Source organism: Pseudomonas fluorescens (assembly GCF_001307275.1).
Taxonomy (GTDB): domain Bacteria; phylum Pseudomonadota; class Gammaproteobacteria; order Pseudomonadales; family Pseudomonadaceae; genus Aquipseudomonas; species Aquipseudomonas fluorescens_AA.
Genome location: NZ_CP012831.1, coordinates 4487985 through 4504633, shown reverse-complemented (window position 1 = coordinate 4504633; position 16649 = coordinate 4487985). Strand labels below are relative to the sequence as shown.

Annotated in this window: 15 protein-coding genes; 2 read left to right on the top strand and 13 right to left on the bottom strand. The window is 64.2% G+C overall.

Annotated elements, in window-relative coordinates:
- The first annotated feature begins 108 nt into the window (after window positions 1–108).
- Window positions 109–3300 carry a ribonuclease E gene (rne, locus tag AO356_RS20145; RefSeq protein WP_060741225.1) on the top strand — a complete coding sequence of 1064 codons (3192 nt, stop codon included), beginning with the start codon at window positions 109–111 and terminating at the stop codon, window positions 3298–3300.
- A gap of 206 nt (window positions 3301–3506) precedes the next feature.
- On the opposite strand, the gene AO356_RS20140 is transcribed toward rne, so the two are convergent.
- From AO356_RS20140 to AO356_RS20085, 12 genes are all read right to left on the bottom strand, one after another.
- Window positions 3507–4097 carry a nucleotidyltransferase family protein gene (locus AO356_RS20140; RefSeq protein WP_060741224.1) on the bottom strand — a complete coding sequence of 197 codons (591 nt, stop codon included), beginning with the start codon at window positions 4095–4097 and terminating at the stop codon, window positions 3507–3509.
- A gap of 20 nt (window positions 4098–4117) precedes the next feature.
- Window positions 4118–5089: an XdhC family protein gene (locus AO356_RS20135; protein WP_060741223.1), complete on the bottom strand. Its 972-nt coding sequence runs from the start codon at window positions 5087–5089 to the stop codon at window positions 4118–4120.
- Window positions 5089–7404 carry a xanthine dehydrogenase family protein molybdopterin-binding subunit gene (locus AO356_RS20130; protein WP_060741222.1) on the bottom strand — a complete coding sequence of 772 codons (2316 nt, stop codon included), beginning with the start codon at window positions 7402–7404 and terminating at the stop codon, window positions 5089–5091. Before AO356_RS20130 ends, AO356_RS20135 begins: the two co-directional genes overlap by 1 nt.
- Window positions 7401–7871 carry a (2Fe-2S)-binding protein gene (locus tag AO356_RS20125; RefSeq protein ID WP_060741221.1) on the bottom strand — a complete coding sequence of 157 codons (471 nt, stop codon included), beginning with the start codon at window positions 7869–7871 and terminating at the stop codon, window positions 7401–7403. Before AO356_RS20125 ends, AO356_RS20130 begins: the two co-directional genes overlap by 4 nt.
- 279 nt (window positions 7872–8150) lie before the next feature.
- Window positions 8151–9170: a UDP-N-acetylmuramate dehydrogenase gene (gene murB, locus AO356_RS20120; protein ID WP_060741220.1), complete on the bottom strand. Its 1020-nt coding sequence runs from the start codon at window positions 9168–9170 to the stop codon at window positions 8151–8153.
- Window positions 9167–9631: a low molecular weight protein-tyrosine-phosphatase gene (locus AO356_RS20115; protein WP_060741219.1), complete on the bottom strand. Its 465-nt coding sequence runs from the start codon at window positions 9629–9631 to the stop codon at window positions 9167–9169. Before AO356_RS20115 ends, murB begins: the two co-directional genes overlap by 4 nt.
- A complete protein-coding gene (kdsB, locus tag AO356_RS20110) occupies window positions 9631–10395 on the bottom strand; it encodes a 3-deoxy-manno-octulosonate cytidylyltransferase (protein WP_060741218.1) in 765 nt (254 codons plus the stop codon). The genes AO356_RS20115 and kdsB overlap by 1 nt, the downstream gene beginning before the upstream one ends.
- A complete protein-coding gene (locus tag AO356_RS20105) occupies window positions 10392–10577 on the bottom strand; it encodes a Trm112 family protein (RefSeq protein ID WP_003179363.1) in 186 nt (61 codons plus the stop codon). Before AO356_RS20105 ends, kdsB begins: the two co-directional genes overlap by 4 nt.
- Window positions 10578–10600: 23 nt before the next feature.
- Complete coding sequence (gene lpxK / locus AO356_RS20100) at window positions 10601–11611, bottom strand: tetraacyldisaccharide 4'-kinase (protein ID WP_060741217.1); 1011 nt, start codon at window positions 11609–11611, stop codon at window positions 10601–10603.
- On the bottom strand, window positions 11611–12039 hold the full coding sequence (locus AO356_RS20095; protein ID WP_053123850.1) for an ExbD/TolR family protein: 429 nt from the start codon (window positions 12037–12039) through the stop codon (window positions 11611–11613). The genes lpxK and AO356_RS20095 overlap by 1 nt, the downstream gene beginning before the upstream one ends.
- Entirely contained in the window at window positions 12036–12671 is a 636-nt protein-coding gene (locus AO356_RS20090; protein WP_162491247.1) for a MotA/TolQ/ExbB proton channel family protein, read from the bottom strand. The genes AO356_RS20095 and AO356_RS20090 overlap by 4 nt, the downstream gene beginning before the upstream one ends.
- A 95-nt stretch (window positions 12672–12766) precedes the next feature.
- The gene (locus tag AO356_RS20085; protein ID WP_060741216.1) at window positions 12767–15013 is read right to left on the bottom strand and encodes a DNA internalization-related competence protein ComEC/Rec2; all 2247 of its coding nucleotides are present in this window, start codon (window positions 15011–15013) and stop codon (window positions 12767–12769) included.
- 146 nt (window positions 15014–15159) lie between these two features.
- On the opposite strand from AO356_RS20085, the gene AO356_RS20080 reads away from it, so the two are divergent.
- A complete protein-coding gene (locus AO356_RS20080; RefSeq protein WP_046063671.1) occupies window positions 15160–15675 on the top strand; it encodes a DUF2062 domain-containing protein in 516 nt (171 codons plus the stop codon).
- 193 nt (window positions 15676–15868) lie between these two features.
- On the opposite strand, the gene AO356_RS20075 is transcribed toward AO356_RS20080, so the two are convergent.
- Window positions 15869–16648: an ABC transporter permease gene (locus tag AO356_RS20075; protein WP_053124195.1), complete on the bottom strand. Its 780-nt coding sequence runs from the start codon at window positions 16646–16648 to the stop codon at window positions 15869–15871.
- Between the last annotated feature and the right edge of the window lies 1 nt (window position 16649).

The window sequence follows — 16649 nt, the reverse complement described above, 5'->3', positions numbered from 1 at the left end:
CTGGACACTGGAATGGCCTCGCCATCGCCAGGACGCACCTGACACCGACCGTGAGAAGTCGTGTGTGCCGAACGCCGTTTCCGGCAGCCCGGAAACCGACGGTACTACATGAAAAGAATGTTGATTAACGCAACTCAACCCGAAGAGTTGCGTGTTGCACTGGTAGACGGCCAGCGCCTCTACGACCTGGATATCGAATCCGGTGCACGCGAGCAGAAGAAGGCCAACATCTATAAAGGCCGGATTACTCGCATCGAACCGAGCCTTGAGGCTGCCTTTGTCGATTTCGGCTCCGAGCGCCACGGCTTCCTGCCCCTCAAAGAAATCTCCCGCGAATACTTCAAGAAGGCCCCTGAAGGCCGCGTCAACATCAAGGACGTCCTGAGCGAAGGCCAGGAAGTCATCGTCCAGGTCGAAAAAGAAGAACGTGGCAACAAGGGCGCCGCCCTGACCACCTTCATCAGCCTGGCCGGCCGTTACCTGGTCCTGATGCCGAACAACCCGCGTGCCGGCGGCATCTCCCGCCGCATCGAAGGCGAAGAGCGCAACGAACTGCGTGAAGCCCTCAACGGCTTGGTCGCGCCAGCCGACATGGGCCTGATCGTGCGCACTGCCGGCCTGGGCCGCAGCAGCGAAGAAATGCAGTGGGACCTCGACTACCTGCTGCAGCTGTGGACCGCCATCAAAGAAGCCTCGCTGGATCGTTCCGCGCCGTTCCTGATCTACCAGGAAAGCAACGTGATCATCCGCGCCATCCGCGATTACCTGCGCCAGGACATCGGCGAAGTGCTGATCGACAGCGTCGAAGCCCAGGACGAAGCCCTGACCTTCATTCGCCAGGTGATGCCGCAGTACGCCAGCAAGATCAAGCTCTACGAAGACAGCGTTCCGCTGTTCAACCGTTTCCAGATCGAAAGCCAGATCGAGACCGCCTTCCAGCGCGTCGTCGAACTGCCGTCCGGCGGCTCCATCGTCATCGACCCGACCGAAGCCCTGGTGTCCATCGACATCAACTCGGCCCGCGCCACCAAAGGCAGCGACATCGAAGAAACCGCCCTGCAGACCAACCTTGAAGCCGCCGAGGAAATCGCCCGTCAGTTGCGCCTGCGCGACATCGGCGGCCTGATCGTCATCGACTTCATCGACATGACCCCGGCCAAGAACCAGCGCGCCGTGGAAGAAAAGGTCCGTGAATGCCTGGAAGCCGACCGCGCCCGCGTACAGGTCGGTCGCATCTCGCGCTTCGGCCTGCTGGAAATGTCCCGTCAGCGCCTGCGTCCGTCCCTGGGCGAAAGCAGCGGCATCGTTTGCCCGCGCTGCAACGGCACCGGCATCATCCGTGACGTCGAGTCGCTGTCCCTGGCGATCCTGCGCCTGATCGAAGAAGAAGCCCTGAAAGACCGCACCGCCGAAGTTCGCGCCCAGGTGCCGATCCCGGTGGCTGCGTTCCTGCTCAACGAAAAACGCAACTCGATCACCAAGATCGAACTGCGCACCCGCGCCCGCATCGTCATCCTGCCGAACGATCACCTCGAGACGCCGCACTTCGAAGTGCAGCGCCTGCGCGATGACAGCCCGGAAGCCCACACCAACCAGTCCAGCTACGAAATCGCTGCTGCCGCTGCCGAAGTGGAAGAAGTCCAGCCGGCCGCCGCTACTCGCACCCTGGTTCGCCAGGAAGCCGCAGTCAAGACTGCTCCGGCCCGCGCCAACGCTCCGGTTCCGACCGAAGTGGCCGCTCCGGTTGCCGCCCCGGCCGCAGCCCCCGAACCAAGCCTGTTCAAAGGCCTGGTGAAGTCGCTGGTCAGCCTGTTCGCCACCAAGGAAGAACCCGTTACCCCGGCCGTCGTCGCCAAGCCTGCCGCTACCGAGCGCCCTGCCCGCAACGAAGAACGCCGCAACGGTCGCCAGCAGACCCGCAACCGCAACGGTCGTCGCGATGAAGAGCGCAAGCCTCGCGAAGAACGTGCACCGCGTGAAGAACGTGCGCCACGTGAACCGCGTGAAGAACGCCAGCCGCGCGAAGCCCGTGAGGAAGCGCCAGTCGTAGCCCGCGAAGAACGCGCACCGCGTCCGCCCCGTGAAGAACGCCAGCCACGCGCACCGCGTGAAGACCGCAAGCCACGTGGCGAGCGTGAAGAACGTGTTCGTGAACTGCGCGAGCCACTGGATGCCGCCCCGGCCGTGGCTGCCGCCACCACTGAAGAGCGTCCAGCCCGCCAGCCTCGTGAAGAACGCGCACCGCGTCCTCCACGTGAAGAACGCCAGCCACGCGCCGAGCAGGCAGCCGCCGCTGCCAGCGAAGAAGAAGTGCTGAACGCCGAAGAGCAGTTGCAGGAAGATGGCCAGGACACCGCCGAAGGCGATCGTCCACGCCGCCGCTCCCGTGGCCAGCGTCGTCGCAGCAACCGTCGTGAGCGTCAGCGCGACGCCAACGGCAACGTGATCGAAGGTTCGGAAGAGTCCGAGTCCACCGAGAACGCCGAAGCGCCAAGCGCCGCGGACCTGGCCGCCGGCCTGGCCGTGACTGCGGCCGTTGCCAGCAGCACGATCAGCGCCCCGGCTGAAGCCCAGGCTCACGAACAAGCCGAACGTGCCACCGCTGCGGTGGAAAGCGCGCCGGTTGAAGCGCCGGTGGTCGAGGCCACTACCCCGGTAGAAGCCACCGCCTCGCCAGAAGTGGAACTCGCACCGGCCCCTGACGCCCAGCCTGAAGCTGAAGTCGTCGCCGAGCCAGCACCGGTCGTCGAGGCTCCAGTCGTTGCTGCCGAACCGGTCGTCGAAGCACCGGCCGAGGAAAAGGCACCAGAGCCTGTCCGCGAAGAGCAGACTGCGTTCAACTGGACCGCCGAGCCAGCCGCACCGGCACCTGTTGCCGAGCCTGAGTCGGCACCAGAGCCTGTGAAAGCGGTCGAGCCAGAAGTGGTCGAGCCTGCTCCAGTGGTCGAGGCGCCGGTGGTTGCCGAAGCCCCTGCCCCGCTGGAAGAGCCTGCACCTGCCAGCGCCCTGACCGCGAATGGCCGTGCACCGAACGATCCACGTGAAGTGCGTCGTCGCAAGCGTGAAGCCGAGCGCCTGCAGAAGGAAGCCGAACAAGCCGCCGTCGCCGCCGCTCAAGCGCCTGCTGCCGAGCCTGCGCCAGTCGTGGAAGAAGTCGCCGAGGCAGCCACTGCCCCGGCCGCCGAAACCCCGGTTGAATCGGCTCCGACGTTCGACGAGCCTCAGCAAACAGCTGAAGAAATCGCGCCGCGTCACACTGAAGCCCTGGAAAAAGAGCACGAGCCTAAACCTCACGCCTGATTCCACCGCCCAGTAAAAAGCCCCGCCTGGTAACCCCAGGCGGGGCTTTTTTATGCCTTCAGACTTATCCACAGGGGACTGGGACCGGACAAAAATCCAATGTGGGAGCGAGCTTGCTCGCGATAGCGCCGGGTCAGCTTGCATCAATACTGAAGTCAGACCGCTTTCGCGAACAAGCTCGCTCCCACAGGGTTCTGCGTCGCCTGTTATTTGAAGGCCAGTGCCTCTGGCACATCGACATCCCACGTCACGCCAGGGTCGTCCACCGGCACTTCAACCACTTGCGCCCCGGCAAACAATACCTTGGCGCCGCGATCGCCGGTCAGCGCCATCAGTTTCGGCCCAAACCCACGACCAAACCCCACCGGATGCCCGTACTCACCGGCCAGGACCGGCACGCTGATGCCGTCCGCGCGAATCGCCGCCACCACCTGCTCGATGCTCGACGGCAGGATGAAGGGCATGTCCCCCAGCACCATCAGCCAACCATCCAGCCCAGGACAGGCCTGGACACCGGCGGCAATGCTGTCGCCCAGGCCGGGGGAGTCCAGCTCCACAAAATCGCAGCCATAGGCCTGGGCCATGCGAATGGCTTGCGGTCGATCCTTGCGCGTCACCAGCACGCGCTTTTCCAGGGAGGCGGGCAGATTCACCAGCACCTGCTCGATCACCGAGCGCACGGCACCGTCACGCCCGGTGCAATCGGCAAGCAATTTATCCTTGTCGGGGCCTGCAATCTGGCGAAAACGGCTGCCCGTTCCGGCCGCCAGGATGATCACGCCAATCGACTCGCTCATACGCCCTCCTTACCCACGGCTTACAGCGGTTTTTTCTGCCGCAGCTCCACGCCATTCTTGATGGCCACGATTTCGGCCAACAGCGACAAGGCGATTTCCGCCGGAGTATGGCTGCCGATGTGCAAGCCGATCGGTCCATGCAAGCGGTCAATCGCCTCCGCAGACAAGCCTAGCTGAGCCAGGTTGTCCCGGCGTTTCTGGCTGTTGACCCGCGAACCCAGGGCGCCGACATAAAAAGCCTTGGAGTCCAGGGCCGTGAGCAGCGCCATGTCATCCAGGCGTGGATCATGGGTCAGCGCCACAATGGCCGTGCGCTCGTCGGTCTGGATGCTCAACACGGCTTCGTCGGGCATCCCCGAGACGAAGCGCCCATGCTGCTCTTCCCAACCATAGACGAACTCCTTGCGCGGATCGCAAATCAGCACTTCGAAGTCCAGTAGCCGGGCCATTTCCGCCACGTAGCGCGACAATTGCCCGGCACCGATCAGCAGCAACCGCCAACGCGGGCCGTAAATGGCCCGCAACACCTGCCCATCGAACACCAGGGCGTCGGTCTTGCTGGCCGGGGCCAGGACCACGTTGCCACTGGTCAGCGTCAGCTCACGGGCGACGATTTCATGGGCTTCGCAGCGCTCCAGCAACGCTGCGACCCACTGCGGATCGCCCACCCGCTCTTCGGTCAGGCGCAGGGTGCCGCCGCACGGCAGGCCAAAGCGCGCCGCTTCTTCTCGGGTGACGCCATAGGTGATCAGTTGCACCGGCGGACCGTCCGCCGGAATACGGCCGTCGTGCAGGCGGGCGATCAGGTCATCCTCGACACAACCGCCCGACACCGAACCGATCACCACGCCATCTTCGCGCAGGGCCAGCATCGCCCCCGGCGGTCTTGGCGCAGTGCCCCAGGTCTGGACCACAGTGAACAACACCACCCGCTGCCCGGCGCGGCGCCACTCGAGCACGCTGCGCAGGACATTCAGATCGACGCTGTCCATCAGGCCTTGGCCTGTTGCCAGCCTTGCAGCTGATAGCGCACAGGCAGGTTACGGATACGCTGGCCGGTGGCGGCGAAAATCGCGTTGCACAGGGCCGGCGCAATCGGCGGCACGCCCGGCTCGCCAACCCCACCCAACGGCACCTCACCCGGCGGCGTGACCAGGTGCACGGCCACTTCCTTGGGCGCCAGGGACATGCGCGCCACTTCGTACATATGGAAATTGTCCTGCTGTACCTTGCCATCCTTGAAACTGATTTCACCCACCATGGCATTGCCCAGGCCCATGACGCAGGCTCCTTCGAATTGCGAGCGGATGCGTTCGGGGTTGATCTGTGGGCCGCAGTCCACGGCAATGTCCGCCTTGTGCACGATCACCGTGCCATCATCCTTGACCTCCACCTCGAGCACCGCCGCCACGTAGGTGACGAAGCTGTAGTGCACCGCCAGCCCCAGGCCACGGCCCTTGGGCAGTTCCCGGCCCCAACCGGCGGCCTTCGCGGCGGTTTCCAGCACCGTGCGGATCCGCGCCGTATCAATCGGGTAACGCTCGGGGGATTCGCCGTAATTCCATTCTTCGCTCAAGGTACGCGGATCGATCTTACGGTCCGGCCCGAGCAATTTGACCTGGTACTTCAGCGGATCCTGGCCGGCTTTGTGGGCCAGTTCGTCAATGAAGCTCTGGATTGCGAAGCCGTGAGGAATGTTCGACACCGAGCGATACCAACCCACCCGGGCATGGGCCACCGCCTCGGGGTTCTCCAGGCGCAGGTTGGGAATGGCGTAGGCCATGTTGGTCACGCCCATGCCTATTTCGAACGGTGCCTCGTGAGTCATGCCCGGTGCGAACAGTGCGGTGATGCTCGGGGCTACGGTGCGGTGCAGCCAACCGGACGGCATACCGTCCTGGTTCAGGCCGGCCTTGAGGTATTCGGCCGATACGGTGTGGAAATACGAGTGATGAATGTCGTCCTCGCGGGTCCATTGCACCCGTACCGCCTGGCCGGGAAACTCCTTGGCGAGGACCGCCGCCTCGACGACAAAGTCGGGTTTCGACTTGCGTCCGAAACCGCCGCCCAGCAACGTGATGTTCACCGTGACCTTCTCGAAAGGAATGCCCAGGCGTTCGGCGACACGTTCACGGGTCACCTGCGGCGCCTGGCTCGGCGCCCAGGCCTCGCATTGGCCGTCCTTGAACCGGGCGACGGCAACCATCGGCTCCATGGGGGACTGGGACAGGTGCGGCAAGTAATACGACGCCTCCAACGTCGAATCCGCCTTGGCCAGCGCATCGTCGAGGTCACCGCTGCTGCGCACGACTTTTCCCGGCTTGAGGGCGGCCGCTTCCAGTTCCTTGCGATAGGCAATGGAGTCATAACCGGCATTCGGGCCGTCGTCCCACTGGATTTTCAGCGCCTCGCGGCCCTTGATCGCCGCCCAGGTGTTCTTCGCTACTACCGCTACGCCGCCCAACGGCTGGAACTCCGAGGGCAGCGGGCGCCCCTCTATCTGAACCACCTTGACCACGCCCGGTACCTTCAGCGCCGCGCTGCTGTCCACGCTCTTGACCTTGCCGCCATAGACCGGCGGACGCGCGATGACCGCATAGAGCATGCCGTCGAAATGCACATCGGCACCAAACACCGCACGACCGTTGACGATGTCCGCGCCATCGATGGCCCGGCTCGCTTCCTTGCCGATGTAGCGGAACTCCGATGGCTGCTTGAGACGCAAGCTGTCGCGGGCCGGCACCGCCAAGGCACTGGCGGCGGCAGCCAATTCGCCATAGCCCAGTTCGCGCCCCGAAGGCTGGTGCAGCACTTTGTGCAGTTGGGCATGGCATTCCCCCACCGGGACCTTCCACTGGGCGGCAGCGGCCAGTTCCAGCATGGTCCGGGCGGCAGCCCCGCAACGGCGCATCGGCTCGTACCAGTGGCGCATGCTGCGCGAACCGTCGGTATCCTGGTTGCCGAAACGCGCCTCATCGGCCGGCGCCTGCTTGACCTTGACGAGCGCCCAGTCAGCGTCCAGTTCGTCGGCGACCACCATGCTCAGGCTGGTGCGCACGCCCTGGCCCATTTCCGAACGGTTGCAAATCACCGTCACGCTGCCATCGCTGGCAATGCTGACGTACACCTTCGGGTCGTCGACCGCGCCATGGGGCATGCCCTCGGCGCCGAATTTCTTTTCCTCGGCAAAGGCATCCGGCAGACCCCACGTCGCCGCCAGCACCAGCACGCCGGTGGCGCTCGCCCCCTTGAGGAAACCACGGCGGCTGAGGTTGCTCAGCATGAAATCATCGGGCAAGCGGCTCATGCCTTGGCCTCCTTCAGGTGAGTGGAAGCCTGGCGGATCGCGGTCTTGATCCGGTTGTACGTGCCGCAACGGCAGATGTTGCCGACCATGGCTTCTTCGATCTGCTCATCGCTCGGGTTGGGGTTGGTCTTGAGCAACGCGGTGGCGGACATGATCTGCCCGCCCTGGCAGTAACCACACTGAGCCACCGCCGTGTCGAGCCAGGCCTTCTGGACGATTTGCCCGACCGGGTCGGCATGAAGGCCGTCGATGGTGCTGACGTCCTGCCCTTTCACCGAGCCGATTGGCGTGATGCAACTGCGCGCCGGGGCGCCGTCGATGTGGATGGTGCAGGCGCCACACAGGCCCAGGCCGCAGCCGAACTTGGTGCCGTTGTAACCGGCTACATCCCGGATAGCCCACAGCAGCGGCATGTCCTCGGTCACATCCAGTTGATGGTCTTTTCCATTGAGTTTCAGGGTAATCATGGGCACGCCCGCACAATATTCGAGTGATGGGGTCGAGCAATCTGCCGCTTGGGTAACAGGTCGGTTGTCGCAGACTGGCTCAGGCTGATCGGGCTCTCTTATGCAGGCGCACACAGGCGTCTGCATCGGGCCTTTAGGATGCGATGGTCGCATCGTTAGCGAACTAAATTAACCCAGGATCACGCAAAACGCCCTGCACAATCCTGCACAAATGATCTGTGCGTGATTGTGGCAGGGCGTTGTTCAGTTGATCGCGAGCAAGCTTTGCTCCCACCGCGCTCAGTACCGATTGGGCTCCATTTCCAGCTCGACCTGGAAACGTTCGGCAATGTCTTTCTGGATGCGCAAGGCCAGGTCCAACAGTTGCGGGCCCGTGGCATCGCCGTAGTTGACCAGCACCAACGCCTGCAACTTATGCACCCCGGCATCCCCCTCGCGAAAACCCTTCCAGCCGGCCCGTTCGATCAGCCAGCCGGCGGCGATCTTCATCTGCCCTCCTGGCTGTGGATAAGCCACAAGATCAGGGTATTGCTGCTTGAGATACGCCACGTGCGTGGCCGGCACCAGCGGGTTCTTGAAGAAGCTGCCGGCATTGCCAAGCATGGCCGGGTCGGGGAGTTTTTCGCTGCGGATGCTGCAAATGGCCCGGCTCACATCCGTGGGCGTCGGCTGATCGATGCCCTGCTCGATCAATCGCTGGCGGACCGGGCCGTACTCCAGGTGCAAGTGTGCGGCGCGGCTGAGGGCAAAGCGCACCCGCAGGATCAACCAGCGGCCCGCTTGCTGTTTGAACAGGCTGTCGCGATAAGCAAACCGACAATCTTCAAGGGTGAAGTCCCTCAGCTCGCCGGTCTGGCGATCCAGGGCGGTGAGGCCGGCGAAGACATCCTTGATCTCCACACCGTAGGCGCCGATGTTTTGCATCGGTGCCGCGCCTACGGTGCCGGGAATCAGGCTGAGGTTTTCCAGGCCCGACCAGCCTTGTGCCAGCGTATGCTGGACGAAGGGATGCCAGGGTTCCCCGGCTTCGGCCTCGATCACCACCCGTTCGCCATCATCGCTGAGCAGGCGAATCCCCTGGCTGGCCATGCGCAGCACCAAGGCGTCGATGTCGCCAGTCAGCAACAGGTTGCTGCCGCCGCCGATCACCAGCAACGGCACGGCATGCTCGCTGGCATAGGCCAGCGCCTGGCGAACTTCTCCATCGTCGCGGGCTTCGGCGAACAACCGGGCGCTGACGTCCACGCCAAAACTGTTGAAGGGCTTGAGGCTGACGCCCGCCCGTACCTGCAAGGTCATAACCGCCCCTTCAATTCGATCACCAGGCGATCCGTGGCCCGCTCGATCAAGTCCAACACCTGCTCGAAGCCCTGCTCGCCGTCGTAGTACGGGTCCGGCACGTCATCGAGTTCGGCTTCGTAGCGCCGCAGGAACAGATCCAGCTCGGCCTTGCCATTGGCCGGTTGCAGGGCCTGGAGATTGCGCAGGTTGCTGCTGTCCATCGCCAGGATCAGGTCATAGGCGGCGAAATCGGCGCGCGTCACCTGTTGCGCGCGCTGGGCCGACAGGTCGTAGCCACGCTTCAAGGCCGCCGCCTGGCTGCGCTTGTCTGGGGCCTTGCCGACGTGCCAGTCACCGGTGCCGGCGGAAGCGACTTCCACCTGCCCGGCCAGCCCGGCCTCTCGCAACTTGTGGCGCAAGATGCCTTCGGCGGTGGGCGAGCGGCAGATATTACCGAGGCAGACGAACAGGACCCGCATCAGGCCTCCAGCAGGCGACGAACGCGCTCGAGGTCTTCGGCGGTGTCGACACCGGTCGGCGGGGCGATCAGCGCATCGGCGACATGGATCCGCACGCCATGCCACAGTGCTCGCAGCTGTTCCAGGGCTTCAGTGTTTTCCAGCCAGCACGGGCCCCAGGCGACAAAGTCCTGGAGGAAACCGGCGCGGTAGGCGTAGATGCCGATGTGACGACGATACGGCACGCCTTGTGGCATCACGTCGCGACCTTGGGCGAAGGCATCCCGCGCCCAGGGCAACGTCGCACGGCTGAAGGTCAACGCCAGGCCATTGAGGTCACTGACCACCTTGACCACGTTGGGGTTGAACAGGGTCTGCACATCCTCGATCGGCTCGGCCAGGGTGGCAATGCGCGCTTCGGTGTGGGCCGCGAGGTTGGCGGCGACCTGATCGATCACGCTCGGCGGGATCAACGGCTCGTCACCTTGCACATTGACCACAATCGCGTCGGCGGCAAGGCCGAGCTTCGCCGCGACCTCCGCCAGGCGATCGGTACCGGAATTATGGTCTTCGCGCGTCAGCACGACCTCGGCGCCAAAGCCTTTGCAGGCCTCGACGATGCGCGCATCGTCAGTCGCCACCACCACGCGCTGGGCGCTGCTTTTACTGGCTTGCTCCCAGACATGCTGGATCATCGGCTTGCCGGCGATCGACAGCAACGGCTTGCCGGGCAGGCGAGTCGAGGCGAAGCGCGACGGAATGACAACGGTAAAGGCGGTGGTCATTTATCCAGGCGCTCGTCGGTGGTCAGGGTGCGGGCTTCACTTTCGAGCATCACCGGGATGCCGTCGCGAATCGGGTAGGCCAGGCCGGCACCCTTGCTGATCAGTTCGGTCTTGTCGGCGCTGAGCTTGAGCGGACCTTTGCAGACCGGGCAGGCCAGAATATCGAGCAGTTTGGTGTCCATGGAATTCCCCTGGGTAAAAGGTGTTAAGGCAAGAGCCGATCCGGCAACAGGCGCATCAACTGCGTATCGAACCAGGCCGCGAAGGCCGGCGACGGCGCGGCGTCCACCGCCAGGTACCACCAGTCGGACGCGGCGAAGGCACGGCATTTGACCGCGTCTTTTTCCGTCATGACCACCGGCAGGGCTGGCGTGAAGTTCAAGGCCTGGGCGCTGTATTCGGCATGGTCGGCAAACCCGTGCGGTATTGGCCGCCAGTGTAGCGTTTCGAGGGTCTTGAAGAAACGCTGGGGGTTGCCGATGCCGGCCACGGCGTGCAGGGCCTGGCCGGGTGGGAAATGGTCGAGGGGACGGCGTTCACCACTGGCCAGGTTCACCAGTTCGGTGGGGCGCAATTGGAAGGCGAAGCCGTCTTCGCGGTCGGCACTGGCGCCGTTGTACAGCACGGCGTCGACCGATTGCAGGCGCTCGACCGGTTCGCGCAACGGCCCGGCGGGCAGGCAACGCCGGTTGCCCAGGCCCCGGGCGCTATCGATCAGCACCAGCTCGAGGTCCCGGGCCAGCCGATAATGCTGCATGCCGTCGTCGGACAGGATCAGGTCCAGCGGCTCGGCCTCCAGCAGCGCCTGGACCGCGCGACTGCGGTCGGGGTCGATCATCAACGGCACGCCCGTGCGCTGGACGATCAACAGCGGCTCGTCCCCCGCGACGTCGGCGCCCTGCTCGGCCGCGACCCGCCACGGCAGTTGCGGCGGCTTGGCGCCATAGCCCCGGCTGACCACCCCGACCCGCAAGCCACTGCGCTGGCAGTGCTGGATCAGCCACAGGATCAACGGCGTCTTGCCAGTGCCACCCACGGTGATATTGCCCACCACCACCAACGGCACGGGGGGCTGGTAGATCTGGCCTTCACCCGCCAGGAAACGCTCGCGCTTGCTCACCACCACCCGCCGGTACAACCACTCCAGCGGCCGTAGCAGGGCCAGGGCCGGGTGGCCTTCGTACCACGCGGCAAGCAATCGATCGGACATGGCCATCAGGGTGCGGGAGCCGCCTCGACCGTGGTCATGCGCAGATGGCTGAAACCGAGCTTGCCGGCCGCGTCCATGGCGGTGATCACCGATTGATGAGGGGTCTTGCCGTCAGCGCTGATGGACAGCGGCAGGTTGGTATCGCCGCCGGATTCTTTCTGCAGGGCCTCGATCAGGCTCGCCAGGTCGCTCTTGGGCAGCAACTGGTTATTCACCGAGAACGCCCCTTCGGCGCTGATGGTGACTTCCAGGTTCTTCAATTGCTGGTCTTCGGCCGGCGAGCCGCTGACGGCTTGCGGCAATTCAACCTTGAGCTGGGTTTCCCGGGTGAACGTGGTGGTCACGACGAAAAACAGCAGCAGGATGAACACCACGTCGATCAGCGACGCAAGGTTGATCTCGATGTTTTCCCGTGGCTTGCGGCGGAATTTCACTGCTTGCCCCCAGCCAGGTCCACGTCACGGTCACCCTGCACCACCTCGACCAGCTTGATGGCTTCCTGCTCCATGCCAACGACCAACTCGTCGACGCGCCGTTGCAGGAACCGATGGAAGAACACCGCCGGAATACCCACCATCAGGCCGGCGGCGGTGGTGATCAGGGCCTTGGAAATCCCCCCGGCCAGTACCGCGGCGTTAGTGGTCATGCCGGAGCCGGTAAACGCGCTGAAGATGTCGATCATGCCCAGCACCGTCCCTAGCAGGCCCAGCAGCGGGGACATGGCGGCGATGGTGCCCAAGGCGTTGATATAGCGCTCCAGCTCATGGATGACCCGGGCGGCGGCTTCCTCGATGCACTCTTTCATGATCTCGCGACCATGCTTGGAGTTCGCCAGGCCCGCGGCGAGGATTTCCCCCAGCGGCGAACTGGCCCGCAGCTCCTTGAGCTTGTCCTTGTTCAGTTGCTTGTCCTTGATCCAGACCCAGACCTGCCCGAGCAGATGCTCCGGGGTCACGCGGCTGGCCCGCAGGGTCCACAGGCGTTCGGCAACGATACCCAGTGCCGCGATGGAACTCAGAATGATCGGCAACATCATCCAGCCGCCGGATTTGACCAATTCCCACACAGTGACTGCCCCCTCGAAAAAGTGCGCCACTTTATCACACAGACTCGCCTTGCAGACCCGCCCCGCCGATAAGCGCATCAGCCGGTTGCGCTGGATCAATGTTGCCCCGGTGGCCCGACGGCGGGCGGGTCGCGCCAGTAACGTCGATGACCGGCCTCGGTACGCGGCAACTCGAACGCACCCAGTTGCAGACGAATGGCGCCCTGCTCGGCGCTGTCGTAGATCGCCAGGCCCGAGCGGCGATAGCGTGCCATCACTTGGGGATGGGGATGACCGAACGCGTTGCCCTGCCCTCGAGAGATCAACACCGAGTGCGGCTTGAGGCGCGACAACAACGCCATCGACGACGAACTGCGGCTGCCGTGATGAGGCGCGGCCAGCCACTGGATCGGTAGCGCCAGGGCCTCGTCGAGCAAGGCGCGCTCGGCAGAGGTGTCGATATCGCCGGTCAACAGCAGGCGTTCACCGCCGGCCTCCACCAGCAGGACGCAGGACTTCTGGTTACTTTCGACAGCAGATGCCCAGCGCCACAGCTCGAACCCGACGCCATCCCATTCCCAGCGCCTGCCGCTGTCGCAAGGCCCGGCTTGCAGTTCATCGGGCAGCGCGTCGGGATCGCCACTGATGACTTCCATCGTCGGCAGCCCATTGCGCACCGCTTGGGCGCCGCCGGCATGATCGGCGTCGGCATGGCTGAGGAGCATCAGGTCCAAGCCGTGCACACCGAGCTTGCGCAAGGTCGGCAGTACGACGCGTTCGCCGGCATCGGCCTCGCCAAAGCGCGGCCCGGCGTCGTAAAGCAGGCTGTGATGCCGGGTGCGTACCAGCACCGCCAGCCCTTGGCCCACGTCCAGTTGCCAGACCTCGGCGTGCCCTTGCGGCAGGTGTTCTCGCGGGGGAAACACCATCAGCAGCACCATCGGCCACCCCAGCACACGCAGCGGCACGCCGTTGGGCAACAGCAGCAAAAATGCCCCTGAAGCGGCGATGCCCAAGGCCCACGGCGGGACCGCAACGGGGACCCAGGCGGGTATTCGTCCGGCAATCAGCCCCAGCCCTTTGAACAACAGATCAAGCAACCCACCGGCGATCCACAGCAGGCCTTCACCGATGAGCGGCACCGGCAACAATGCCGTGCCGAGCAGCGCTGGCGGCAGGACCAGCAGGCTGATCCAGGGCACCGCGAGCAAGTTCACCAGCGGCCCGCTGAGGCTGACCGGCAAGCCCACGATCAACAGCAACGGACACAGGCCGACCGCAACCAGCCACTGGGCACGGGTCCAGGTTTGCCACCAGCGCCAGGGCCCCAGGCGAGCGCCAAAGGTGAACATCAAGATGGCCACGGCCGCAAACGACAACCAGAACCCTGGCCGCAGGCTGGCAAGCGGGTCGAACACCAGCACCCCGGTGAACGCCAGCAGCCATGCCCACCACGGATCCGGCTGTTTGAAACGCAAGCGCCACAGCAACACCAGGCCAATCATCGCGCAGGCCCGTCGCACCGGCACCTCGAAGCCGGCGAGCAAGCCGTAGCCCAGGGCGGCGCAAAAGGCCAGCGCACAAGCCCAGGGCAACCACGCCAGCCCTGCCGGCCACAGGCCATAACGCGCCGCGCCGGCCACCAACAGATACACCAGGCCGGCCAGCAGACCGATGTGTTGCCCGGAGATCACCAGTAAATGAACGGTGCCGGTGTCTTGCAAAACCTGCCAGTCCTCGCGACTCAGCCCGCCGCCGTCGCCCAGGACCAATGCCGCCAGCGCGCCGGAGCGGCCATGGGCGTCGACCTGTGCCAGCGCCTGGCGCACCTCGTCACGCCAGGCACCCCGGGCCGCTTGCAGGAGCCGCCCGTCCTTGACGGTACCGGTCGCGCCAACGCCGCGGCTCAACAACCAGGCGGCATAGTCGAAGCCGTGTGGATTCAACAACCCAGCGGGGCGCTTGAGCTTCACCGCCAATCGCCATCGTTCGCCACTGTTGATGGGCGGCCCCCCGAACCAGGCGAGGCGCATCGTTGTCGGTAAGCGGGTACGACGCGAATGGGCATCGGCCAGTTCGAAGCGCACCACGCCGTCGCCCTGTTGCGGCAAACCGACAACGCGCCCTTCGACCCAGCGGGTTTCACCGTCCAGGGCGGCGGGTAATCGATTGTCCAGCGCCCACTGGGCCGACAGGCTGGCCCAAGCCAGCCCGAACAGGAAAAAACCCAACGGGTAGGTTCGAAACGGCAACACCATAAACCCCAGCACCGGCATGGCTGCAACCAGCCACAACGGCGGCAGTGCCGGTAAACAAATCGGGGCCAACAACCCCAATGCAAGCGCGACTAACCCTGTGCGCATAACCCGTCCTTTAGAGTGCCCCTCTTCAGGCATAGACGCTCAGCGGCACCCCCGGCGTTATCAATTGTCACAAAGTCTGAATCTGTCAGCCGTAGAATCCAGACATACTTGCGGCCTTTACTGCGTTGAACCGACCGAGAAGCCTTATGCCCCGGCGCCTATTCAAACGTTACATGCCTGACCCAGAGAGCATTCGGGAACATAAGTCCTTACGTTTTCTCGGCACCCTGCTGCATGACCCCAACCTTTGGCACCTCAATCGGCACTCCGTGGCCCGGGCGATGGCTGTTGGCCTGTTTGCCGCATTCCTGCCAATCCCGTTGCAGATGTTGCTGGCCGCCGCGCTGGCCGTCACGGTGCGCGGCAATATGCCGATTGCGGTGAGCCTGGTCTGGCTGACCAATCCGATCACCATGCCTGCGGTGTTTTTCTGCACCTACCAGACCGGTGCCTGGCTGATGGATGTGCCTGCCCGGACACTGCCCGAAGAACTGACCTGGGAATGGATCAGCGGCCAATTGTCCACCTTGTGGCAGCCATTCCTGCTGGGCTCGGTGGTGACCGGCCTGGTGCTCGGCGCCCTGGCCTACTTCGTCACCATGAGTTACTGGCGCTGGTGGGTGGCCAGACAGTGGCGGCGGCGCAAGAAAAGCCGGATGTGAGATGCAAAAAAGGCCTCCTGGGAATGGAGGCCTTTTTTGTGGTGTTTCGACTGACGCCATCGCGAGCAAGCCCCCGCAAGGGAATGCATTTCAATGTGGGAGCGAGCTTGCTCGCGATAGCGGTGTGTCAGCCAGAAATGACTGAATGACCCGACGCCATCGCGAGCAAGCTCGCTCCCACAGGGGGCTGGGGTCAGGTGCGCATGCCGCGCCCGCTGACCAGCAACCGCGCGCAGCCGATGTAGAGCACCACGGTTGCCACCAGCATGAAGGTGATGGCGATGCTGATCTTGATGTCCGACACCCCGAGGATGCCGTAGCGGAACGCGTTGACCATGTGCAGCACCGGGTTGGCCAGGGATACGGTCTGCCAGAACGGCGGCAACAGGGAGATCGAGTAGAACACCCCGCCCAGGTAAGTCAGCGGCGTGAGCACGAACGTCGGGATAATCGAGATGTCATCGAAGTTGCGCGCAAACACGGCATTGATGAACCCCAGCAGCGAAAAGATCGTGGCCGTGAGCACCACCACCAAGACCGTCACCCCCAGGTGATGCACCTGCAAATCGGTGAAGAACAACGACAGCAGGGTCACGATCAGGCCCACCGCCAGGCCGCGCAGGACACCGCCCAAGGTGTAGCCGATGAGGATCGTATGGGGCGACACCGGCGAGACCATCAGCTCTTCGATCGAGCGCTGGAACTTGCTGCCGAAGAAACTCGACACCACGTTGCCGTAGGAGTTGGTGATCACCGACATCATGATCAGCCCCGGCACGATGTAGTCCATGTACGTGAAGCCACCCATGTCGCCGATCTGCCGGCCGATCAGGTTACCGAAGATCACGAAGTACAAGACCATGGTGATGGCCGGCGGCAGCAGCGTCTGCGGCCAGATCCGCATGAAGCGCCGGACTTCACGGTAAACGATGGTATTGAGGGCGATGAGGTTGGGGCGCAGTTCGGAACTCATG